The organism is Streptomyces sp. NPDC102258 (assembly GCF_055584685.1).
In genome coordinates this window covers 239273-261552 of the sequence record NZ_JBVJLO010000007.1, presented here as the reverse complement: position 1 = coordinate 261552, position 22280 = coordinate 239273, and the positions used below count along the sequence as shown (strand labels likewise).

General features: G+C 73.8%; 15 protein-coding genes and 1 tRNA gene. 2 read left to right on the top strand and 14 right to left on the bottom strand.

Annotation, left to right across the window (positions count from 1 at the left end; all coding sequences use genetic code 11):
- The first annotated feature begins 23 nt into the window (after nt 1–23).
- Nucleotides 24–1757: a bifunctional 3'-5' exonuclease/DNA polymerase gene (locus ACZ6ZT_RS14905; RefSeq protein ID WP_469719557.1), complete on the top strand. Its 1734-nt coding sequence runs from the start codon at nt 24–26 to the stop codon at nt 1755–1757.
- Between the two features lie 25 nt (nt 1758–1782).
- Here the strand turns inward: ACZ6ZT_RS14905 and ACZ6ZT_RS14900 are convergent, their stop codons facing one another.
- The 4 genes from ACZ6ZT_RS14900 to ACZ6ZT_RS14885 all read right to left on the bottom strand — a co-directional run bounded on the left by ACZ6ZT_RS14900 (nt 1783) and on the right by ACZ6ZT_RS14885 (nt 4678).
- The gene (locus ACZ6ZT_RS14900; RefSeq protein WP_469719556.1) at nt 1783–2274 is read right to left on the bottom strand and encodes a GNAT family N-acetyltransferase; all 492 of its coding nucleotides are present in this window, start codon (nt 2272–2274) and stop codon (nt 1783–1785) included.
- Nucleotides 2275–2372: 98 nt separating this feature from the next.
- A complete protein-coding gene (locus ACZ6ZT_RS14895; protein ID WP_469719555.1) occupies nt 2373–3422 on the bottom strand; it encodes a PLP-dependent cysteine synthase family protein in 1050 nt (349 codons plus the stop codon).
- A 75-nt stretch (nt 3423–3497) separates the two neighbouring features.
- Nucleotides 3498–4112: a serine O-acetyltransferase EpsC gene (epsC, locus tag ACZ6ZT_RS14890; protein ID WP_469719554.1), complete on the bottom strand. Its 615-nt coding sequence runs from the start codon at nt 4110–4112 to the stop codon at nt 3498–3500.
- Nucleotides 4112–4678 carry an NADPH-dependent FMN reductase gene (locus ACZ6ZT_RS14885; RefSeq protein WP_469719553.1) on the bottom strand — a complete coding sequence of 189 codons (567 nt, stop codon included), beginning with the start codon at nt 4676–4678 and terminating at the stop codon, nt 4112–4114. The genes epsC and ACZ6ZT_RS14885 overlap by 1 nt, the downstream gene beginning before the upstream one ends.
- Nucleotides 4679–5348: 670 nt before the next feature.
- Between ACZ6ZT_RS14885 and ACZ6ZT_RS14880 the strand changes: the two genes are divergently transcribed.
- Nucleotides 5349–6407, top strand: coding sequence for a cytochrome P450 family protein (locus tag ACZ6ZT_RS14880; RefSeq protein WP_469719646.1), 1059 nt, complete (start codon nt 5349–5351; stop codon nt 6405–6407).
- 224 nt (nt 6408–6631) lie between these two features.
- Here the strand turns inward: ACZ6ZT_RS14880 and ACZ6ZT_RS14875 are convergent.
- The 10 genes from ACZ6ZT_RS14875 to ACZ6ZT_RS14830 all read right to left on the bottom strand — a co-directional run bounded on the left by ACZ6ZT_RS14875 (nt 6632) and on the right by ACZ6ZT_RS14830 (nt 22241).
- Nucleotides 6632–6705 (bottom strand) — tRNA-Thr (locus ACZ6ZT_RS14875).
- A 104-nt stretch (nt 6706–6809) separates the two neighbouring features.
- Nucleotides 6810–8339 carry an alpha/beta hydrolase gene (locus tag ACZ6ZT_RS14870; protein ID WP_469719552.1) on the bottom strand — a complete coding sequence of 510 codons (1530 nt, stop codon included), beginning with the start codon at nt 8337–8339 and terminating at the stop codon, nt 6810–6812.
- Nucleotides 8340–8514: 175 nt separating this feature from the next.
- Complete coding sequence (locus tag ACZ6ZT_RS14865; protein WP_469719551.1) at nt 8515–9726, bottom strand: DNA polymerase III subunit delta'; 1212 nt, start codon at nt 9724–9726, stop codon at nt 8515–8517.
- A gap of 95 nt (nt 9727–9821) precedes the next feature.
- Complete coding sequence (gene tmk / locus ACZ6ZT_RS14860; protein ID WP_469719550.1) at nt 9822–13067, bottom strand: dTMP kinase; 3246 nt, start codon at nt 13065–13067, stop codon at nt 9822–9824.
- 170 nt (nt 13068–13237) lie between these two features.
- Nucleotides 13238–16099 (bottom strand): type I DNA topoisomerase, encoded by a 2862-nt coding sequence (gene topA, locus ACZ6ZT_RS14855; RefSeq protein ID WP_469719549.1) that lies wholly within the window; start codon nt 16097–16099, stop codon nt 13238–13240.
- A 266-nt stretch (nt 16100–16365) separates the two neighbouring features.
- Nucleotides 16366–16563, bottom strand: a complete 198-nt coding sequence (locus ACZ6ZT_RS14850) for a hypothetical protein (RefSeq protein ID WP_469719548.1) — start codon at nt 16561–16563, stop codon at nt 16366–16368.
- A 156-nt stretch (nt 16564–16719) separates the two neighbouring features.
- The gene (locus tag ACZ6ZT_RS14845; RefSeq protein WP_469719547.1) at nt 16720–18252 is read right to left on the bottom strand and encodes a DUF7059 domain-containing protein; all 1533 of its coding nucleotides are present in this window, start codon (nt 18250–18252) and stop codon (nt 16720–16722) included.
- A 174-nt stretch (nt 18253–18426) separates the two neighbouring features.
- The gene (locus ACZ6ZT_RS14840; RefSeq protein WP_469719546.1) at nt 18427–18981 is read right to left on the bottom strand and encodes a small secreted protein; all 555 of its coding nucleotides are present in this window, start codon (nt 18979–18981) and stop codon (nt 18427–18429) included.
- 173 nt (nt 18982–19154) lie between these two features.
- Nucleotides 19155–21557 carry a sodium-translocating pyrophosphatase gene (locus ACZ6ZT_RS14835; protein ID WP_469719545.1) on the bottom strand — a complete coding sequence of 801 codons (2403 nt, stop codon included), beginning with the start codon at nt 21555–21557 and terminating at the stop codon, nt 19155–19157.
- Nucleotides 21558–21794: 237 nt separating this feature from the next.
- Nucleotides 21795–22241 (bottom strand): ATP-binding protein, encoded by a 447-nt coding sequence (locus ACZ6ZT_RS14830; RefSeq protein WP_469719544.1) that lies wholly within the window; start codon nt 22239–22241, stop codon nt 21795–21797.
- Nucleotides 22242–22280 lie beyond the last annotated feature (39 nt).

Sequence of the window (22280 nt, the reverse complement as noted above, 5' to 3'; positions counted from 1 at the left end):
GGGTCCGGCGGGCCGGGGCGGGGATGTCAGAGGGCGGTGGGAGACTCGCACTCGTGAGCGACGTAGCCGGGCCGTGGGCCCTCGCCGACGGCGGCGACGGGTGGTGGGAGGCCGCGCCCGTGGCCCCCGGCACCGGGGTCCGGCTGCGCGTGCGGGACCCCGCCGAGGCGGTCCGGGACGCGCCCGCCGCCACCCGGTGGGTCTGGCGGTCCACCCCCGCGCTCCACCCCCGGCTGCTCGCGGCGGGCATCCGCGTCGAGCGCTGCTACGACGTCGAGGACGCCGAGCTGCTGCTCCTCGGCCACGAGGGCCGCTCCGGCGAACCCCGCTCGGCGGCGGCCGCCTGGGCCCGCCTCAGCGGCGCCCCCGTCCCGCCCGACCCCCCGGCGCGCGCCGCCGAGCCCGGCACCCAGGACTCCCTCTTCGACCCCCAGCCCGCCACCCCGGTGCCCCTCGACGCCCTGCTCGCCGTCCACGCCGACCAGGCCCGCCGCATCGCCGCCACCGCCCACCCCGACCGGATGCGGCTGCTCATCGCCTCGGAGTCGGCCGCCTTCCTGCTCGCCGCCGAGATGCACCGGGCCGGCCTGCCCTGGCGGGCGGACGTCCACCGCGCGCTGCTGACCGAGCTGCTCGGCGAGCGCTACGCGGGCGGCGGCGAACCCCGCCGCCTCGCCGCGCTCGCCGACGAGGTGTCCGCCGCATTCGGCCGCCGCGTCCGCCCCGACCTGCCGGCCGATGTCGTCAAGGCCTTCGCGGAGGCCGGGATCAAGATCGCCTCCACCCGCCGCTGGGTCCTGCGGGAGGTCGACCACCCCGCCGTGGAGCCGCTGCTCGCCTACAAGAAGCTCTACCGGATCTACACCGCCCACGGCTGGTCCTGGCTCGCCGACTGGGTCCACGACGGCCGCTTCCGCCCCGAGTTCGTCCCCGGCGGCACCCTCACCGGCCGCTGGGTCACCCACGGCGGCGGCGCCCTGCAGATCCCCAAGGTGATCCGGCGGGCCGTCGTCGCCGACCCCGGCTGGCGGCTCGTCGTCGCCGACGCCGACCAGATGGAACCGCGTATCCTCGCCGCGATCTCCCGCGACCCGGCCTTCATGGAGGTGGCCGGCCGGGGCGAGGACCTCTATACGGCCGTCTCTCGCCAGGGCTTCTCCGGCGACCGGGACAAGGCCAAGCTCGCCGTGCTCGGCGCCGTCTACGGGCAGACCTCCGGCGACGGCCTGAAGAACCTCGCCGCGCTCCGCCGACGCTTCCCCCGGGCCGTGGCCTACGTGGACGACGCCGCCCGCGCGGGCGAGGAGGGCCGGCTCGTACGGACCTGGCTCGGCCGGACCTGCCCGCCGCCCGTCACCGGCCCCGACGACGACGGCGGCGGCGGTGAGGCCGGCCTTCCGCAGTCCCGCCCGGGGCAAGAGCGCCCCGACGGCTGGACCCCGGGCTACGCCTCCGCCGACTCCCGCGCCCGCGGCCGCTTCACCCGTAACTTCGTCGTCCAGGGCAGCGCCGCCGACTGGGCCCTGCTGCTCCTGGCCGCGCTGCGGCAGTCCCTCACCGGCTCCGGGATGCGCGCCGAGCTGGTGTTCTTCCAGCACGACGAGGTGATCGTGCACTGCCCCGCCGAAGAGGCCCCGGCCGTCACCGAGGCGATCCGCGCCGCCTCGGAGCGCGCGGGCCGGCTCTGCTTCGGCGAGACCCCGGTCCGCTTCCCCTTCACCACCGCGACCGTGGAGTGCTACGCCGACGCCAAATGAGGAGGGCCGGCCGGCTGAGGCTCCCTCAGCCCGCCGCGCCACCGCCGAGGTCGTGGACGTACACGTGGAACGCCTCCCGTACGAACCCCTCCGACTCGTACAGCGCCTGCGCGGTGTGGTTGTCGTAGGCGGTCTCCAGCTGCACCCCCGCCACCCCCTCCTCCCGCGCCCGGCGCACCACCTCGCGCAGCAGCGCCCGGCCCGCGCCGGTGCGGCGGCCGGACGGGGCCACGTACAGGTCGTTCAGGATCCACCCGGTGCTCAGCGTGAGCGAGGAGAAGGCGCGGTAGACCTGCGCGAAGCCGACCGTCCCGGCGCCCGGCACGTCGGCGAGCAGCACCAGCGACTCCCCCTTCGCGATGCGTTCGGCGAGGAAGGCGCGCGGCCCGTCGGGGTCCGCCGGCGGCACCTCGTAGAAGTCGAGGTAGCCGCGGAACAGCTCCGCGGCCACCTCGACGTCGGTCTCGCCCGCCACCCGGACCCGCACGGTCCGGTCGTTCTCCCTGTCGTACGACACGTACGTCTCCTCCGCGTTCCGGTGCGCCCGCCCCCATTGTGCTCAGCGGGCGGGAGCCGGCGTACCGGGGGTGGCGACCGGCGTACCGGTGGCGCGCGTCAGGACGTGGCGGTCGCCACCGTGCTCTGGCCGGCCGGGCGGACGACCGGCCGCGGGGTGACCTGCTGCTGCGCGACGGGCCGTTCGGCCGGCCGGGCGGCGGGGACGGCGTCCTCGTCCCAGAGGCTGAGGTAGCGCTCGCCGGTGTCGGGCAGCACGGTGACGATCGTGGCGCCGATGTAGTCCGGGTGCGCCGCCAGCCGGGAGCAGGCGTGGGCGACGGCGCCGGAGGAGACCCCGACGAAGATCCCCTGCCGGCGGGCGAGCGTACGCGCCCCGGCCAGGGCGTCCTCGTCGGAGACGGTCACGACGCTGTCGATCAGGTCCACGTCCGTGGTCGCGGCGACGAACCCGCCGTTGAGACCGGGGATGCGGTGCAGGCCGCCGGTGCCCTCGGAGAGCACCGGGGAGTTCTCCGGCTCGACCGCGACGACCCTGATGGTGGGGTCCTGCTCCTTCAGGTACTTCGCGATGCCGCTCAGCGTGCCGCCCGTGCCCACGCCGCAGACGAGGACGTCGACCCGGCCGGCGGTGTCGGCCCAGATCTCCGGGCCGGTCGTCTCGTAGTGCGCCCGTACGTTGTCGGGGTTCTCGTGCTGGCACGGGAACCAGGACCCGGGCGTCGCCGCGTGCAGCTCCTCTGCCTTGGCGATGGCCCCGGGGTACCCGGCGTCCCGCGGGGTCTGCACGATCTCCGCGCCGAGCGCCCGGAGCAGGGCGACCCGCTCGCTGGTCGCGCTGTCGGGCAGCACGATGACGCAGCGGTAGCCGCGGGCGGCACAGAGCGCGGCCAGCGAGATGCCGGTGTTGCCGGAGGTCGCCTCGATGACGGTCCCGCTGCCCGGAGTGAGGTCACCCCGCTCCTCGGCGGCCTTCAGCATGTACAGGGCCGCCCGGTCCTTGCTGGTGGACATCGGGTTGGCCGACTCCAGCTTGGCCAGCACCTCGGTGCCGGGTGCGGCGTCCTCGAACCGCAGGCGGATCAGCGGGGTCGAACCGATCAGGTCCTCGATGCTGTCGGCGATGCGGCGGGTGTCACGGCTTTCCACGTCTGCTTCCTCACAAATCGGTTCGCACGGTTCTCGTACGGCTGCGGATCGGGGGCGCACGGTCGGCCGGTCCGGCTACCAGGAGCCGGCCGAAGCGGTCACCGCGTACAGGTCCTCCATGGGCTGCGGCTCCTGCCCGACCGCCTTGATCACGGCGGTGGCGGCGAGCACCCGCGCCCCGGCCGGCACGTCCTTGTTCACCAGCGCCTGCGCCCCGATGACGGCGTGTTCGCCGATGGTGACGGGCCCCAGCACGGTGGCATTGGTACCGAGGACGACGTTGCGGCCGACCACCGGATGGCGGCGCTGCCCCTCGGGCCGGGCGTTGTCGCTCCACCAGCCGACCGCGCCGAGCGTCACCTGGTGGTAGATGGTCACGTCGTCGCCGACCACCGCGGTCTCACCGATCACCACGGCCGCGCCGTGGTCGATGAACACCCGGCGCCCGAGCACCGCGCCGGGGTGGATCTCGACGGCGGTGCCCCGGCGGGCGTACCAGGCGATGAGCCGCGCGGTCATCCGCAGCCCGCGCGCGTGCAGCCGGTGCGCCACCCGGTGCGACCACAGCGCGGGCAGCGCCGCGTGCAGCAGGGCCTCGCGGCGGTTGCGCATGGACGGATCCCGTGCGACCACCACCTCCAGGTCCTCCTTCATCAGCCGGAAGAGCCCTATCCGGTCATCGGCGGCCATCAGACCAGCACCTTCGCGGCGGCCACCTCGGCCAGGACCGCCTCCGTCAGGCTCGCCAGCCGCGCCACGAGCTCCGGGTCGGTGTACCGCCCGGCCTCGGTGGCCAGCGCGCCCGCCCCGCCGACGGCGACCGGCTCGTGCTCGACGACCCGCGCCCCGCAGCGCCCCAGTACGCCGACCAGCCCGGCCTGCGCGTCCAGCGCGCCGCGCGCTCCGGGGGAGGCGCTGGCCACGGCCGCGATCCGGCCGGTCAGCGGGCTCGGGCCGTCGATGCCGCGGGAGAGCCAGTCCAGGGCGTTCTTCAGCGCTCCGGGCATCTCGCCGTTGTAGGCGGGGGTGCTGATGAACAGCGCGTCCGCCCCGGCGACGAGCTCCTTCGCCGCGCGCACCGCCGCCGAGCCGTCGGTGCGCTCCAGCTCCGCTTCGTAGAACGGCAGTTCCGCCACGGAGAGCGTCACCGTCTCGTGTTCACCCGGCAGACCCGCCAGGATGTGACGCACGGTCTCCAGTACAGCGGTGTTCACCGAGTCCCGGCGCGTGCTGCCGGACATCAAAACGATCTTCACCACAGGAATCTCCTCCTCCTCGGCCGCCCGGAGACCCCTGTCCGCGGTTCCCGAACTCACTCGACGGAACGCCACCGATCAGGTCCGCGTCCCTCGACGCAAAGGTGCCACCCCCCGCCGATGCGCCACTCGATCCCCGCTGGAGACTCCGTACATGACGACCGACCCGACGCAGCACCCCCACCCCCTCCAGGACCCGTACGCCGTCTACGCGACCCTGCGCTCGGGCTGCCCGGTCCAGGCCGTACGGGGCGGGCCGGGCGGGCCCGGAGTGGCCGGCGGGCCCGGGGTGCCGGGCGGGCCCGGTGTGCCCGGCGAGCCCGGGGTGCCCGGCGAGCCCGGAGTGCCCGGCGAGCCCGGAGTGCCCGGCGAGCCCGGAGTGCCCGGCGAGCCCGGGGTGCCGGGGACACCCGGCAGGCCCGGGACACCCGCCGGACCCGAAACACCCGGCGGACTCGGAACACCCGGGGAGCCCGAGGAGCAGGGCGGCTCCGGGATGCAGGGCGGTCCCGGGATGACCAATGTGCCCGGGACACCCGCCAGCCCCGGGACACCCCCCGTCCCCGGGGTGCCCGGCGGGCTCGGGGTGCCCGGCGGATCCGGCGGATCCGGCGGATCCGGCGGCGGGGGCCCCACAGGCCCCACCGCCCCCGGTGAGCCCGCCCGCTACCTGGTCACCGGGTACGCGGAGGCCAGGCAGGCCCTCGGCGACGCCCGGCTCTCGAAGGACACCGCCGCCTTCTTCGCGGGCAAGGAGTCCCGGCGCCGCCTGCACCCCGCCGTGGCGCACACCATGCTGGCCAGCGACCCGCCCCGGCACACCCGGCTGCGCGCACTCGTGACCAGGGCGTTCACGACCGGGGCCGTCGCCGGGCTGCGTCCGTTCATCGCCCGGGTCACCGACGAGCTGCTGGACCGGTGGCCCACCGGCGAGCCGTTCGACTTCGTGGCCGCCCTGGCGGTACCGCTGCCGGTCATCGTGATCTGCGAGCTGCTCGGAGTCCCGGAGGAGGACCGCCCCGACGTCCGGCGCTGGTCCGGAGAACTGTTCGCCGCGGGCGAGCCCGACGTCATCGACACGGCCTCGCACGCGCTGGCCGGCTACCTGACCGGCCTCATCACCGCCAAGCGCCGCGACCCCGGCCGCTCCCTGCTCGACCGGCTCGTCGCGGCCCGCGACGGGGACGACCGCCTCGGCGAGGAGGAACTCGTCTCCCTGGCGGCGCTGCTGCTCGTGGCGGGGCACGAGACCACCACCCACTTCCTCGGCAACGCGGCCCTGGCACTGCTGCGGCACCCCGCCGCGCTGGAGCGCCTGCGCCGGGACCCGGACGGGGTGCCCGCGGCGCTGGACGAGCTGCTCCGGTTCGACTCCCCCGTCGGGACGGCCACCTTCCGCTTCGCCACGGAGGCCCTCACCCTCGGCGGCACCGACATCCCGGCCGGGGCCCCGGTCCTGGTCGCCCTGGGCACCGCGAACCGGGACCCGGACCGGTTCCCGTCGCCGGACGTCCTCGACCTGGACCGCGACGCCGCCGCCCACCTCGCCTTCGGCCACGGCATCCACCGCTGCGTCGGCGCCCCCCTCGCCAAGGCCGAGGCGGAGATCGCCCTGCGCGCGGTACTGACCCGCTTCCCCGGCATCCGCCTGGCGGTCCCACCCGACCAACTGAAATGGCGACACACCCGCCTCGTCCGCGGCCTGATCACCCTCCCGATCACGGTGTAACCAACGCCCCACGAAGCGGAACCCCCAGCTCAAGACGCCCCCACCGGCCTTGAGTTAGGCTGCCGACGGCTCATCCCAGACCCGGGGGAACGCCCGAAGTTCCGGAACAGGATGGCCTCACGGCGGCATCACATGAGGGCGCGAAGATCATCGCCTTCCGCCCCCGCCGAATCAGGACATGAAAAAGCCCCAGGTCACGGCGAGTGAGTCCTGGGGCTAATCCGAGCCGCCTTCGGGATTCGAACCCGAGACCTACGCATTACGAGTGCGTTGCTCTGGCCAACTGAGCTAAGGCGGCACCGCTGGAAGACGAGGAAAATCCCCGGTAGGGAGGCTCTCATCAGCAGCGGCGCCAAGTCTACAGGGTTGAACGGGGTGCCCCGAACCAGGGTGGGAGAGGGGTCAGCAGCGCTTGTTCGGTGGGGGGGCCTGGCCTTCCAGGAGGTAGAGGTTGAGTGCCGTGTCGACGCAGTCGCTGCCGCGGCCGTACGCCGTGTGGCCGTCGCCGTCGTACGTCAGCAGGGTGCCGGAGTCCAGCTGGCCCGCCAGGGCCTGGGCCCACTTGTACGGGGTCGCCGGGTCGCGGGTCGTGCCGACCACCACGATCGGCGCGGCCCCCTTCGCCACCAGCGGTTTCGCCGAGCCCGTGGCCTTCACCGGCCAGTACGCGCAGTTCAGCGAGGCCCAGGCGAGGCCGGCGCCGAAGACCGGTGAGGCCTTCTCGAAGGACGGCAGGGCCGCCTGGACCGCCTCCGGGCCGTCGAAGGCCGCCGGCTGGTCGAGGCAGTTCACGGCGGCGTTCGCGAACATCAGGTTCGCGTACGTGCCGTCCTCCTCGCGTTCGTAGTAGCTGTCGGCCAGGGCCAGCAGCCCGGCCCCGTCGCCGTTCACGGCCCGGCCGAGGGCGGCACGCAGCTGCGGCCAGGCGCTCTCGTCGTACAGGGCCGCGATCACCCCGGTCGTCGCGAGGGACTCGCCGAGCGGGCGGCCCGCGTCGCCCGACGGGACGGGCTGGGCGTCGAGCTTGCGGAAGAACTCCTTCAGGCCCTGCGCCACCGCGTCCGGGTTGTCCCGCCCCAGCGGGCAGTCCGACTGCTTGGCGCAGTCCTTCGCGAAGGAGCGGAAGGCGGTCTCGAAGCCCTCCGTCTGGTCGCGGTTCAGCTCCAGGGCGGACCGCTTGGGGTCCATGGCGCCGTCCAGGACCAGCCGGCCGGCCCGGCTCGGGAAGAGGTCGGCGTACGTCGCCCCGAGGAGGGTGCCGTACGAGGCCCCGACGTAGTTCAGCTTGTCGTCGCCCAGCACCCCGCGGAGCATGTCCATGTCCCGGGCCGCCTCGACCGTGGAGACGTGCGGCAGGACGCGCGGCGAGCGCGCCTGGCAGGACGCGGCGAACTCCTTGAACGCCGTCACGAGCCGGGCGCGCTCCGCCGCGTCGTCCGGGGTCTGGTCCACCTGGGTGAAACGGTCCATCGCCGGGCCGGTCAGGCACTCGACGGGGGTGCTGCGGGCCACCCCGCGCGGGTCGAAGGAGACCATGTCGTACTGGGCCCGTACGGCGGCCGGGTAGCCGATGCCCGCGTAGCCCTGGAGGTAGCCGATGCCGGAGCCGCCGGGGCCGCCCGGGTTGACCAGCAGGGAGCCGAGCCGCTTGCCCGGGCCGGTGGCCGCGCGGCGGGACACCGCGAGGTCGACGTCCTGCCCGGAGCCCAGGTTCGCGTAGTCCAGCGGCGCCTTCATGGTGGAGCACTGGAAGCCGGCGACACCGCAGTCGCGCCAGCTCAGCTTCTGCTCGTAGTACGGGCGCAGCGCGGCCGGCACCGCCGACGGCTCGGCCGAGGCCGCCTTCGTGCCTCCCGAGGTGCAGCCGGAGAGGAGCAGCCCGGCGGCTGCGGTCACGGTTGCGGTGGTACGCAGCAGACGCCTGGTGTCCATGCGGGGAGCCTACGTGCTGCCCGCGGCGCGCGTCCGGTGTCCGCGGGCCCGGCCGCGCGGCCCGCCGGCCGGTGGCCGACGGCGTGACGCGGCCACCCGCCCGATCCGGGCCCTCCGCGCGGTGCGTACGGGATCCCTCGGACGGGTGAAGCGTCGAAGCCCGGCAGTGGGGCGGTCAGCCCGCTCGTAGCGCCATCGTCATCGCCTCGACCGCGAGGAGCGGCGCCACGTTCCGGTCGAGGGCGTCCCGGCAGGCGATGATCGCCTCGATGCGCCGCAGGGTGCGTTCGGGGCGCGAGGCGCGGGCGACCCGGTCGAGGTCCTGGCGTACGTCCTCGTTGGCGATGGCCAGGCCCGAGCCGAGCTGGAGGGCCAGTACGTCCCGGTAGAAGCCCGTCAGCTCGGTCAGCGCCAGGTCGAGGCTGTCGCGCTGGGTACGGGTACGGCGGCGCTTCTGGCGGTCTTCGAGCTCCTTCATCACCCCGGCCGTGCCCCGGGGCATGCGGCCGCCCGCGCCGGCTCCGGCGCCGAGCGCCGCCCTCAGGTCCTCGGTCTCCTTGGTGTCGACCTCTTCCGCCATCTGCTTGGCGTCCTCGCCGGCGGCGTCGACCAGCTCCTGGGCGGCCTTGAGGCAGCCGCCCACGTCATCCACGCGCAGGGGCAGCTTCAGCACGGTGGCCCGGCGCGTCCGGGCGGACTCGTCGGTGGCGAGCCGCCGGGCCCGGTCGATGTGGCCCTGGGTCGCGCGGGCGGCGCTCGCGGCGACGGCGGGCTCGACCCCGTCCCGGCGCACCAGCAGGTCGGCGACGGCCGCCACCGACGGGGTGCCCAGGGTCAGGTGCCGGCAGCGGGAGCGGATGGTGGGCAGCACGTCCTCCAGCGAGGGCGCGCACAGCAGCCACACCGTCCTCGGCGCGGGCTCCTCCACGGCCTTCAGCAGGACGTTGCCCGCGCCCTCGGTGAGCCGGTCCGCGTCCTCCAGGACGATGACCTGCCAGCGCCCCACGGCCGGTGAGAGCTGGGCCCGGCGCACCAGGTCACGGGTCTCCTTGACGCCGATGGACAGCAGATCGGTGCGGACGATCTCCACGTCGGCGTGCGTACCGACCATGGTGGTGTGGCAGCCGTCGCAGAATCCGCAACCCGGTTCCCCGCCGAGGGCGCGGTCCGGACTGACGCACTGGAGGGCGGCCGCGAAGGCCCGGGCGGCGGTGGACCGTCCGGAGCCGGGCGGTCCGGTGAACAGCCAGGCGTGGGTCATCTTGGAGGAGGGCGGCGGCGGGTTCCCCTGGGAGATGGCCGTGACGAGGCCGTCGGCATCCCGGGCGGCGGCGGCGAGCTGCGTCTGCACGCGCTCCTGGCCCACCAGGTCGTCCCACACGGGCATCCCGCCCACCACCTTTCCCCGCCTCGTCCCGCGGCCCCGCGTCCGCGAGCCCCGCGTCCTGCTCACATTGTGGCGTCCGCCACCGACAATCCGGTTCAGCGGCGGCGCCGGCCGCCCCGGCCCCCGCCCTGCCCCTCGTCCCCGTCGTCGTCCGCGTGGCCGTCCCGCGCCGGACCCAGCAGCTCGTCCGCCAGGGTGGGCAGGTCGTCCATCGGGGTGGCCTCGGCCCACGCGGACGGCGCCCGGCGCGGCCGGCCGTCCTCGCCGACGACCGGGAGCTCACGGGTCACGTCGTCGCCCGAGTCCCGGAAGATGCCGGGCGGCACCCGGTCGGCCGGGCTCTCCTGCGAGTGCCGGACCGTCGGCCGCGTGGCCGGGGCCGACGGCTGGGCGGCGGGCTGCTGCGCGGGACGGGCCGAGGCCTCCCGGGGGGCCGGGCCGTCAGGGCGTACGGGCGGCAGCACGGCCGTCTCGTCCATCGCCGGGCCCACCTTCGGCACCGGCACCGTCTGCGTCACGTCGTCGGGCCGCACCGTCCGCTTGACCACCGGGGTCTCGACCGTGACGGCGTCGTCCGGGTGGGGCTCCGCGTGGTACGGATCCGGGTGGAGCGGCTCCTTGCGCATCGCCACCTTCCGCGCGGGCGCCGCCGGAGCGGAAGCAGCCGCCGGGCCGGAAGGAGCCGTCGGCGGGGCAGCCGAAGCCGCCGCGGCGGCAGCGGCGGCAGCCGAGGCCTCCGCCAGCCGGCGCGCCTCCTCCGCCCGCAGCAGGGCCTCCTCTGCGCGGCGCTGCTTCTCCCGCCGCCGCGCCTCGGCCTCGGCGCGCAGCCGGGCCGCCTCCGCCTCCTCCAGCCGGAGCCGCTCCTGCTCGGCGGCGCGGGCCCGCTCCTCGGCCTCGGCACGCAGCCTCTCGGCCTCCGCCCGGGCCCGGGCCTCCTCGGCGGCGCGCAGCCGCTCGGCCTCCGCCTTGCGGGCCGCCTCCTCCTCGGCGATCCGGCGCGCCTCGGCGGCCTCCGCCTCGGCCCGCAGCCGCGCCTCCTCGGCCTCCCGGGCCAGCCGGGCCTCTTCCTCGGCCTTGAGCCGGGCCGCCTCCGCCTTGCGGGCGGCCTCTTCCTCGGCCCTGCGCCGGGCCTCTTCCTCCGCAAGCCGCCGGGCCTCGATCTGCGCCGCGACCTCGGCCTCCGAGAGCGGCAGCATCCGGTCCAGCCGGTGGCGTACGACGGTGGTCACGGAGCCGGGGTCCTGGCCCGCGTCCACCACGAGGTAGCGCCCCGGGTCGGACGCGGCGAGTGTCAGGAAGCCGGCCCGCACCCGCTGGTGGAACTCGGTCGGCTCGGACTCCAGCCGGTCGGGTGCCTCCGTGAACCGCTCCCGGGCGGCCTCCGGCGACACGTCGAGCAGCACGGTCAGATTCGGGACCAGGCCGTCGGTGGCCCAGCGCGAGATCCGGGCGATCTCGGTCGGGGACAGGTCCCGGCCGGCGCCCTGGTAGGCCACCGAGGAGTCGATGTAACGGTCGGAGATGACCACGGCGCCCCGCTCCAGCGCGGGCCGGACCACCGTGTCCACGTGCTCCGCGCGGTCGGCGGCGTACAGCAGCGCCTCGGCGCGGTTGGACAGCCCGGCGGAGGAGATGTCGAGCAGGATCGAGCGCAGCCGCTTGCCGACCGGGGTGGCCCCCGGCTCGCGCGTCACGACGACCTCGTGGCCCTTGCCCCGTATCCAGTCGGCCAGCGCCTCCACCTGGGTGGACTTCCCGGCTCCGTCCCCGCCCTCCAGGGCGATGAAGAACCCGGTCGCCGAGGGGGCCTGGAGCGGCTCCCCGCCGCGCAGCGCCTCGCGCAGGTCGCGGCGCAGCGGTACGCCGCTGCGGTCATCGGCCTTGGCCAGGACCACGACGGCCACCGGCAGCAGCAGCGCGCCGGCCAGCATCAGGGTGAAGGCGGCCCCGCCGTGGGCGAAGACGACCTCGCCGCCGGTCAGCCGGTGCGGTCCGATCGCGGCGGCCAGCAGCGGCGCGGCGACGGCCCCGACGGCGACGGCGACCCGGACCACGGCCTGGAGGTGCGCGGTGACCCGGGCCCGGCGGAACTCCTCGGTCTCCTGGTCCAGCAGGGTGTGGCCGGTGTTGGCGGCCACGCCCGCGGCGGTGCCCGCGAGCAGCGCCAGGAAGAGCACGGTCGCCGTGTCCGGGACCAGCCCGGTCAGCAGCAGCGCGAGCCCGGTCACCGCGATGGAGAGGGCCAGCATCCGGCGCCGCGACAGCCCGGGCAGCGCCTTGCCGGCCTGGGCCGCGCGGATGCCGAGGCCGGTACCGCCGACCAGGGCGAGCACCAGCAGGGCGTACGCCGACGGGCCGCCGCCCAGGTCGAAGGCGTGCAGTACGGCGACGGAGGCGGCACTGGCGACCGCCCCCGCGACGGCGGCGCAGGCCAGCACGAACAGCGCGACGGAACCCGTACGCCCCTTCTCGGTCCGCTCGCCCACCCGGGGAGCCCGCAGCCCCTCCAGCGGCGAGCGCGGCCTCGGGGTCTTCCCGGCGGGCAGCGTCAGCGGGAGCAGCAGCGAGACGGACGCGGCGAACAGCCCGGCGGCGACGTACGAACCCAGCGCGGAGGGGTTCGCGGCGAACCAGTCCACGCCGAGGCCCAGCGCCCGCCCGACCAGGGTCGCGGCGAGCAGCGCGGCGGCCGCGACGGGCATCGCCACGAAGCCGGTACGCAGCGTCAGGCGCCGCAGGGCGTCGAGGTGGTCGGGCAGCGGCCGTACGGTCGCGCCCTCCGGCGGCGTCGCCGGCAGCAGCGCGGGCGCGGCGCTCTCCTTGGCCAGGGTCCACATCCGCTCGGCGGCGCCGGCCACGAAGACGGTGGCGAGCAGCGCGGTCGTGGCGTGCGCGGGGATCCAGTCGAGCCAGAGCGGGGCGACGACGAACAGGGCGATCCGCAGCCCGTCGGCGCCGGCCATCGTCCAGCGGCGGTCGAGCTTGCCGCCGGGGGCGGTGAGCTTGGCCAGCGGCCCCAGCAGGACCGCGCCGAACAGCACGGTGGCGAGGATCCGGACCGCGAAGACCGCGGCGACGGCGAAGGCCGCTCCCCGGTAGCCGCCGCCGAACAGGCCCCCGGGGCCGGCCGTGACGGCCGCCTGGAGGGTCAGCAGCACCAGGACCAGCAGGGCCAGGGCGTCGCCGATGCCGCTCACCAGCTGGGCGCTCCACAGCCGGCGCAGCCCGGGCGTGCGCAACAGGGCGCGCACCGCTCGCTCGCGGGAGTCCGCGGCCAGGGCTTCGTCGTAGGTGGGGGTCTCGGAGGCGGTCACGACCGTCGGCTGCTCGGCTCGCGTCATCCGCCCAGCCTATCCGCTACGCCTGGCAGGTGCGGGGGCCTGTGGACAACCCCGGCTGTGACCCCGGACCCACCTCCACACCCCGGCCACCGCCCGCCCCCACCACGCAAAACACCCGGGCCCCCGCGCGATCACCTCGCACAGGGGCCCGGGTCGGCTCGGAGCCGCGGTTACTCGTCCGCCGGAGCGGCGACCGCCGCCTCCGCGACCGCCTTCTTCGCCACGGCCTTCTTCGCCGTCGTCTTCTTCGCGGCAGCCGTCTTCGTCGCAGTCGCCGTCTTCGTCGCCGTCTTCTTCGCGGCAGCCGCCTTCGTCGCCGTCGCCGTCTTCTTCGCCGGAGCCTTCTTGGCGGCGGCCTTCTTCGCGGGTGCCTTCTTCGCCGTCTTCTTCGCCGGCGTCTTCGCCCGCTTCTCCGCGAGCAGCTCGTAGCCCCGCTCCGGCGTGATCGTCTCGACGTCGTCGTCCCGCCGCAGCGTCGCGTTCGTCTCGCCGTCCGTCACGTACGGCCCGAAGCGGCCGTCCTTGACCACCACCGGCTTCTCGCTCACCGGGTCCGTGCCCAGCTCCTTCAGCGGCGGCTTGGCCGCGGCCCGGCCCCGCTGCTTGGGCTGCGCGTAGATCGCGAGCGCCTCGTCCAGGGTGATCGAGAAGAGCTGGTCCTCGGTCTCCAGCGACCGCGAGTCCGTGCCCTTCTTCAGGTACGGGCCGTAGCGGCCGTTCTGGGCCGTGATCTCCACGCCCTCCGCGTCCACGCCCACCACGCGCGGCAGCGACATCAGCTTCAGCGCCTCGTCGAGGGTGACCGTGTCCAGGCTCATCGACTTGAACAGCGAGGCCGTCCGCGGCTTGACCGCGTTCTTGCCGGTCTTCGGCGTGCCCTCGGGCAGGATCTCCGTGACGTACGGCCCGTAGCGACCGTCCTTCGCGACGATCTGGTTCCCGCTCACCGGGTCCGCACCGAGCTCGAATTCACCGCTCGGCTTCGCGAACAGCTCCTGCGCGTACTCGACCGTCAGCTCGTCCGGAGCCAGGTCGTCCGGTACGTCCGCCCGCTGGTGGCCCTCGGCGTCCTTCTCGCCCCGCTCCACGTACGGCCCGTACCGGCCCACGCGCAGCACGATGCCGTCGCCGACCGGGAAGGAGGAGATCTCCCGGGCGTCGATCGCGCCCAGGTCCGTGACCAGCTCCTTCAGCCCGCCGAGGTGGTCGCCGTTGGCCGGTACGACCTCCGAGGCCTCCTCCGAGCCGAAGTAGAACCGCTTCAGCCACGGCACGGACCGGGCCTCGCCCCGCGCGATGCGGTCGAGGTCGTCCTCCATCTTCGCGGTGAAGTCGTAGTCGACGAGCCGGCCGAAGTGCGTCTCCAGCAGGTTCACGACGGCGAACGACAGGAAGGACGGGACGAGCGCCGTGCCCTTCTTGAAGACGTAGCCGCGGTCGAGGATCGTGCCGATGATCGACGCGTACGTCGACGGGCGGCCGATCTCGCGCTCTTCCAGCTCCTTGACCAGCGAGGCCTCGGTGTAGCGGGCCGGCGGCTTGGTCGAGTGGCCGTCGGCGGTGATCTCCTCGGCGCTCAGCGCGTCGCCTTCGGCGACCTGCGGCAGCCGCTTCTCGCGGTCGTCGAGCTCGGCGTTCGGGTCGTCCGCGCCCTCGACGTAGGCCTTCATGAAGCCGTGGAAGGTGATCGTCTTGCCGGAGGCGGTGAACTCGGCGTCCCGCCCGTCGGCCGCCCGGCCGCCGATCCTGACGGTGACGGAGTTTCCGACGGCGTCCTTCATCTGGGAGGCGACGGTCCGCTTCCAGATCAGCTCGTACAGGCGGAACTGGTCGCCGCTCAGACCGGTCTCGGCCGGAGTGCGGAAACGATCACCCGAAGGCCGGATCGCCTCGTGCGCCTCCTGCGCGTTCTTGACCTTGCCGGCGTACACGCGCGGCTTCTCCGGCAGGTAGTCGGCCCCGTAGAGCTGGGTGACCTGCGCCCGCGCCGCCGACACCGCGGTGTCGGACAGCGTCGTAGAGTCCGTACGCATATAGGTGATGAAGCCGTTCTCGTACAGCTTCTGCGCCACCTGCATCGTCGCCTTCGCACCGAAGCCGAGCTTGCGCGAGGCCTCCTGCTGGAGCGTCGTCGTGCGGAACGGGGCGTACGGGGAACGGCGGTACGGCTTCGACTCGACCGAGCGGACGGCGAACGAGGTGTCCGCCAGCGCGGCGGCCAGCGCCCGCGCGTTCGCCTCGTCGAGGTGCAGCACCTCGCTCTTGAGCCGCCCGTTCGCGCCGAAGTCGCGGCCCTGCGCGACGCGCTTGCCGTCCACCGTGTTCAGGCGGGCGACCAGGGTCGAGGGGTCGGAGGCGTCACCGGTGCGGCCGGTGGCGAATGTGCCGGTCAGGTCCCAGTACTCGGCGGAGCGGAAGGCGATGCGCTCGCGCTCCCGCTCGACGACCAGGCGGGTGGCCACGGACTGCACGCGGCCCGCCGACAGCTTCGGCATGACCTTCTTCCACAGGACCGGCGAGACCTCGTAGCCGTAGAGGCGGTCGAGGATGCGGCGGGTCTCCTGGGCGTCGACCATGCGCTGGTTCAGCTCGCGCGGGTTGGCGACGGCGTCGCGGATCGCGTCCTTGGTGATCTCGTGGAAGACCATCCGGTGGACGGGGACCTTGGGCTTGAGGACTTCCTGCAGGTGCCACGCGATGGCTTCGCCCTCGCGGTCCTCATCGGTGGCGAGGAAGAGCTCGTCGGACTCGGCCAGCAGCTCCTTGAGCTTGCGGACCTGCGCCTTCTTGTCCGCGTTGACGACGTAGATCGGCTGGAAATCGTGCTCGACGTCCACGCCGAGCCGACGGACCTCGCCGGTGTACTTGTCGGGAACCTCGGCCGCGCCGTTCGGGAGGTCGCGGATGTGCCCGACGCTCGCCTCGACGACGTATCCCGGGCCGAGGTAGCCCTTGATCGTCTTCGCCTTGGCAGGGGACTCGACGATGACGAGTCGGCGGCCGCCCTTTGCGGTCTCGCTAGTCGGGGACAACTTGGCTCTTCTCTCCGGTCGGCACTCGGTCGCTGTACGGCGACGCTGCGGAGTGTGACGGTACAACCCGCCCCCGTGTCAAACGGCACAAGCCCGCAACGGCCACTCGAACGGTAACCCGACAAGTGCCGTTTCTGCCGCCCGGATGCCGCGGCGGCCCCCTTCCGGTCACCGGGCCGGGTGGCCGCGGGGCCGTCTGGCCCCGCTTCCGCACCCGCCGCGACGTCGGGTTTCTCACCTCGCGGAGATCACTGCGGGCGGACGCTTCAGAACCTTTGGAGGCACCAGACGCCGAGGGCCAGGGAGGCCGTTCCGGCCAGCAGGGCCACCGGTACGGCGACCGTGGGGCGCACTCCGTCCGCCACCGGCGCGCGGTGCAGGACACGCGCCCCGGTCCAGACCAGCAGCGCGGCTCCGAACAGCAGGAAGACGGCTGCCGCGAAGACCGCCGGACCGCTCTCCATACCGCTCCCCGCTCACTGCTCGCCCCGAACCGCTCGGACCGCCGCTCGGACCGCCCGCCCGGAGCCTGCCAGCCCCGGGGAGACGGCGGGCGAACCCCGGGTGACATCGCGGTTACGCGGTCCCGCGCGGGCCCCTGAAGCCCGCAGCCGGGCCCCTCAGCCCGCCGCCGGCCCCTTCACCGGCTCCAGGAAGCCCTGCTCGACCAGCATCCGGATCGCGTCCGGCGTCCGGTCCCGCAGGACGACCGGGTCCTCCTCGACCAGCTGCGCGATCGCGTCCAGGATCCGGCCCGCGCTGAGTGAGCCGTCACACACTCCCGCGAATCCCGCCCCGACCGTGTCCACCTTGGTGGCGCGGCGCATCCCGCGGTGCTGCCGCAGCACCACGTGCTCCGGGTCCTCCGCCCCGGGCGCGCCGACCTGCTCCTGGACGATCTCCTCGGTGAGCTGGAAGTACCCGGCCAGCAGGGCCGCGTCGTCGTGTTCGCGCAGGTAGTCCTGGCGGGCGAAGTGCGCGAGGACGGTGTCGCCGAGCGGCTGCTCCACCGAGTGCGGCCACTCCTCGACCACGATCGACGGCTCCGCCGCGTCGCTGCGCCGCAGGGTGATCCAGCCGAAGCCGACGGCCTTGGTCCCCCGTGCCTCGAACTCGTCCAGCCAGTCCTCGTACCGCCGCGCGTACTCGGCCGGATCGGCGCGGTGGTCGCCCGCGTCGCGCAGCCACAGCTCCGCGTACTGCGTCACGTCCTGTACGTCACGCTGCACGATCCACGCGTCGCAGCCGCGCGGCACCCAGGCGCGGACCCGGTCGTGCCAGTCCTCGCCCTCGACGTGCTGCCAGTTGCCGAGGAACTGCGCGTAGCCGCCCGGGTTGAGGTGGGCCCCCGCCTGCTGGACCAGCGTCCGGCACAGGTCGTCGCCGCCCATCCCGCCGTCCCGGTACGTGAGCCGGGCGCCGGGGGAGATCACGAAGGGCGGGTTCGAGACGATCAGGTCGTACGTCGCCTCGCCGACGGGCTCGAAGAGGGACCCGGCGAGCAGCTCGGCCGCGGGCGCCCCCGAGAGCGCGAGCGTCAGCCGGGTGATGTCCAGGGCGCGCGGGTTGACGTCGGTGGCGGTGACCCGGGTGGCGTGCTGGGCCGCGTGCAGGGCCTGGATGCCCGACCCGGTGCCGAGGTCGAGGGCCGATCCGACCGGGACGCGGACGGTGATTCCGGCCAGGGTGGTGGAGGCGCCGCCGACGCCGAGCACGACGCCCTCGTCCCGGCTGCCGATTCCGCCGGCCCCGCCGACGGCGCAGCCGAGGTCCGAGACGATGAACCAGTCCTCGCCGTCGGGCCCGCCGTACGGGCGCACGTCGACGCTGGCGCGCACCGTGTCCGCGCCGCCGGCGCTCTCCTCCCGCCGCAGCCAGCCGTCGGCGAGCGCGGCCTCGACGGGCAGCGCGGCGGCGGCGTGCGCGTACGGCACGGAGCCCTGGAGCAGGAACAGGCGGACCAGGCAGGCGAGCGGGCCGTCCCCGTGGGCGCGGGCGGCGCGCAGGGCGGGCACCGTCTCGCTGCGGGCGAGCGCGGCGTAGGCGGGGGCCCCGAGCATCTCGAGCAGGCCGTCGGCGGTGAACCCGGCGGCGAGGAGGGCGGCGCGGAGTTCGGCGGCGCGGGCGGGCGTGGGGAGACTGGTGGTACTCACCCGCCCATTGTGGCCGCTGGGACCCCCGATGCGTACGAACCCCGGTGCGCGGTGCCCCGCGCGCGCCGGGGCGGCCGGGCCCGTGCGGGGTCCCGGCCGCCCTGGACGGCGTACGCGCGTGCTCAGCCCTTGCTGGAGTACGCGCGGCTCAGCCTTTGCTGGAGTGCACGCGGCTCAGCCCTTGCTGGAGACCTGGCAGCCCTTCTGGCTGTAGATCACCTTCAGGCCGGTCGAGTTGAGCTTCTCCTTGCTCGCGGTCTCGTTCGCCGCGATCTGGGTCAGCCCCCCGGCGACCTGCTGGAGGCCCTCCGCGAACTTCGTCTGGTCCTTCGCGTCGAGCGCGTCGATCTTCGTCTTGAGCTCGGTGTAGCCCTTGGAGATCTCCCCGTAGCTCTTGACGACGGCGTCCTGGGCGGTCTTGCCGTCCTGGACCGGTGCGTCGCCGGCGCCCGAAAGGGCCCCGCCCATCGTCTTGTAGGCGTCGGACAGCGTCTGGAACGCGGCCGAGTCGGTCTTCTGGACCTCCTCCGGCTTGCTGCTCGTGCTGGCCACCCGCTTCAGCTCGTCATTGGTGCTCTTGATCTTGGTGAGCTCGGGCTCCCATTTGTCGCAGACCTTCTTGGCCCAGGCGTCGGCCTTCTTGTCACCGTCGTCCCCACCGCCACAGCCGGACAGGACGAGCATCAGTACCGCACCGCCGGACACCGCGGCCGCAAGCTTCTTGTTCACCGGATTGGTCCCTTCGAAGGCTCTCGGCCCGGAAGATACACGGCCTCCATCCGGGTACGCGCAAAGGCGGACGGACGGCGCGTCAGTCCGCGCCGCCCGTCCGCCGTTCGGGCGCATCTTCGAGCCGGACGGCCGCAGGGGCCGGTGCCGACGCGGTCGAGGCGTCCGCAGGGTCAGGAAACCACCGCCTGGCCGGCCGGCTGGGCCACCCTCTCGGCGGCGCCGTCGTCGCCCTCGTCGCCGACGGCGATGCCGCGGCGCTTGGAGACGTAGACCGCGATCACGATCACCCCGATGGCCAGGGCCGCGACCACGGCCCGTACGACCGCGCTGGCGTCGTCCCCGTAGCTGAACTGGACGACGGCCGGCGCGATCAGCAGGGCCACCAGGTTCATGACCTTGAGCAGCGGGTTGATGGCCGGGCCCGCGGTGTCCTTGAACGGGTCGCCGACGGTGTCGCCGATGACGACCGCGGCGTGGGCCTCACTGCCCTTGCCGCCGTGGTGGCCGTCCTCGACGAGCTTCTTCGCGTTGTCCCACGCGCCACCGGAGTTGGCGAGGAAGACGGCCATCAGGGTGCCGGTGCCGATGGCGCCCGCGAGGAAGGAGCCGAGCGCGCCGACGCCGAGGCAGAAGCCCACCGCGATCGGGGTGAGGACGGCGAGCAGGCCGGGCGTGGCGAGTTCGCGCAGCGCGTCCTTGGTGCAGATGTCCACGACGCGCCCGTACTCGGGCTTCTCGCTGTAGTCCATGATCCCGGGGTGCTCGCGGAACTGGCGGCGCACCTCGTAGACGACGGCGCCCGCGGAGCGGGAGACGGCGTTGATGGCCAGACCGGAGAACAGGAACACCACGGCCGCGCCGAGGATCAGCCCGACCAGGTTGTTGGGCTGGGCGATGTCCAGGCTGAGGTTCATCTCGCCCGCCTTGGCGCCGACCGACTTGACCGCGGTGGCGATCGCGTCGTTGTACGAGCCGAAGAGCGCGGCCGCGGCGAGCACGGCGGTGGCGATGGCGATGCCCTTGGTGATGGCCTTGGTGGTGTTGCCGACCGCGTCGAGGTCGGTGAGCACCTGGGCGCCCGCGCCCTCGACGTCGCCGGACATCTCCGCGATGCCCTGGGCGTTGTCCGAGACCGGCCCGAAGGTGTCCATGGCGACGATGACGCCTACGGTGGTCAGCAGGCCGGTACCGGCCAGGGCCACCGCGAACAGTGCCAGCATGATCGACGTGCCGCCGAGCAGGAACGCCCCGTAGACGCCGAGGCCGATGAGGAGCGCCGTGTACACGGCGGACTCCAGGCCGACGGAGATGCCGGCGAGGACCACGGTGGCGGCGCCGGTCAGCGAGGACTTGCCGATGTCCCGGACGGGACGCCGGGTGGTCTCGGTGAAGTACCCCGTGAGCTGCTGGATCAGGGCCGCGAGCACGATGCCGATGGCGACGGCGACCACCGCCAGCACGCGCGGGTCCCCGGAGTGGCTCGAGATGGCGGCGTCCTCGACGCCGACGAGCTCCTTGTAGGTGGCCGGGAGGTACGCGTAGACGGCGATCCCGACGAGCACGAGGGAGATCACCGCGGAGATGAAGAACCCGCGGTTGATGGCGGTCATCCCGCTGCGGTCGGAGCGGCGCGGCGCGACGGCGAAGATGCCGATCATGGCGGTGATGACGCCGATGGCGGGCACGATCAGCGGGAAGGCCAGGCCGAGGTCGCCGAAGGCGACCTTGCCGAGGATCAGCGCGGCAACGAGGGTGACCGCGTAGGACTCGAAGAGGTCGGCCGCCATCCCCGCGCAGTCGCCGACGTTGTCGCCCACGTTGTCGGCGATGGTCGCGGCATTGCGCGGATCGTCCTCCGGAATGCCCTGCTCGACCTTGCCGACCAGGTCGGCGCCGACGTCGGCGGCCTTCGTGAAGATGCCGCCGCCCACGCGCATGAACATCGCGATCAGCGCGGCGCCGAGGCCGAAGCCCTCCAGCACCTTGGGGGCATCGGCGGCGTAGACCAGGACGACGCAGGACGCGCCGAGCAGGCCGAGGCCGACGGTGAACATGCCGACGACGCCGCCCGTGCGGAAGGCGATCTTCATCGCCTTGTGGGAGACCTCGGTCAGGTCCTTGGCGGGTTCGCCCTCGGCCGGGGTGGCTTCCCGGGCGGCGGCCGCGACGCGCACGTTGGCGCGGACCGCGAGGCGCATGCCGACGTAGCCGGTGGTGGCGGAGAAGAGCGCGCCGACGAGGAAGAAGGCGGAACGTCCCGCCCGCTGCGACCAGTCGTCCGCGGGAAGCAGGAAGAGCAGGAAGAAGACCACGACGGCGAAGACGCCGAGGGTCCGCAACTGGCGTCCCAGATAGGCGTTGGCACCTTCCTGGACCGCCGCGGCGATCGTCTTCATGCTGTCGGTGCCCTCGTCGGCGGCGAGGACCTGGCGGACCAGGATCTGCGCGACGACGAGGGCCGCCAGCGCGACTCCCGCGATGACGTACACGATGAGCCGATTGTCATCGGTCAGTACTGCGGCTGCCAGATCATTGACGCGATCGGGCGCGATAGGGGTGAAGAGCCCCGTCATTCGTCCTCCTTGACGTGATGAGCTCAAGATGTGGACGGATTGTAGGGAGCGCGCCCCGATCAAAACAGTGGGCGTGAAACGGAATTGGCCCGCACTCGCCCCTCACCAATAGATCACGCCACTCCATTACCCCCGAAAGAAGTAATGGGGCAAAGGCATTGACGGTCGTTCGGAAATAAAAAAGGCCCTGCTCAGCAGGGCCTTTAAAAAGATCGGAAGATACGACGGGACCAGCGCCTACCGGTGGTCGGAGCCACCGCCGCCGGCGACGGGCCAGCTCATCCGGATCGTTCCGCCATGCTCGCCGGCGGTCACCGAGACGTCGTCGACGAGACCGCTGATCACGGCGAGGCCCATCTCGTCCTCGCCGTCGGTGTCCGGATCCAGGACAGCGGTGATCCCGGACACGGCCTCGGCGGAACCGCCGGCCGGTCCGGGCACCTCGTCGCCGACCTCGATGGAGAAAGCCTTCTCCTCCTCGGTCAGCACCACCCGGACGGGCGCGGTCAGCCCGTTGCTGCGGTGCAGTCCGACGGCACGTGAACAGGCCTCGCCCACGGCGAGGCGGACCTCGTCGAGGACGGCTTCCTCCACCCCCGCCCGGCGCGCCACGGCGGCCGCGACCAGGCGGGCCGTCCGGACGTGTTCGGGCTGGGCGCTGAAGCGCAGTTCAACGGTGGCCATGTACGTCCCCCTCGGACTACGGGCGTGCCTTGACAGGGG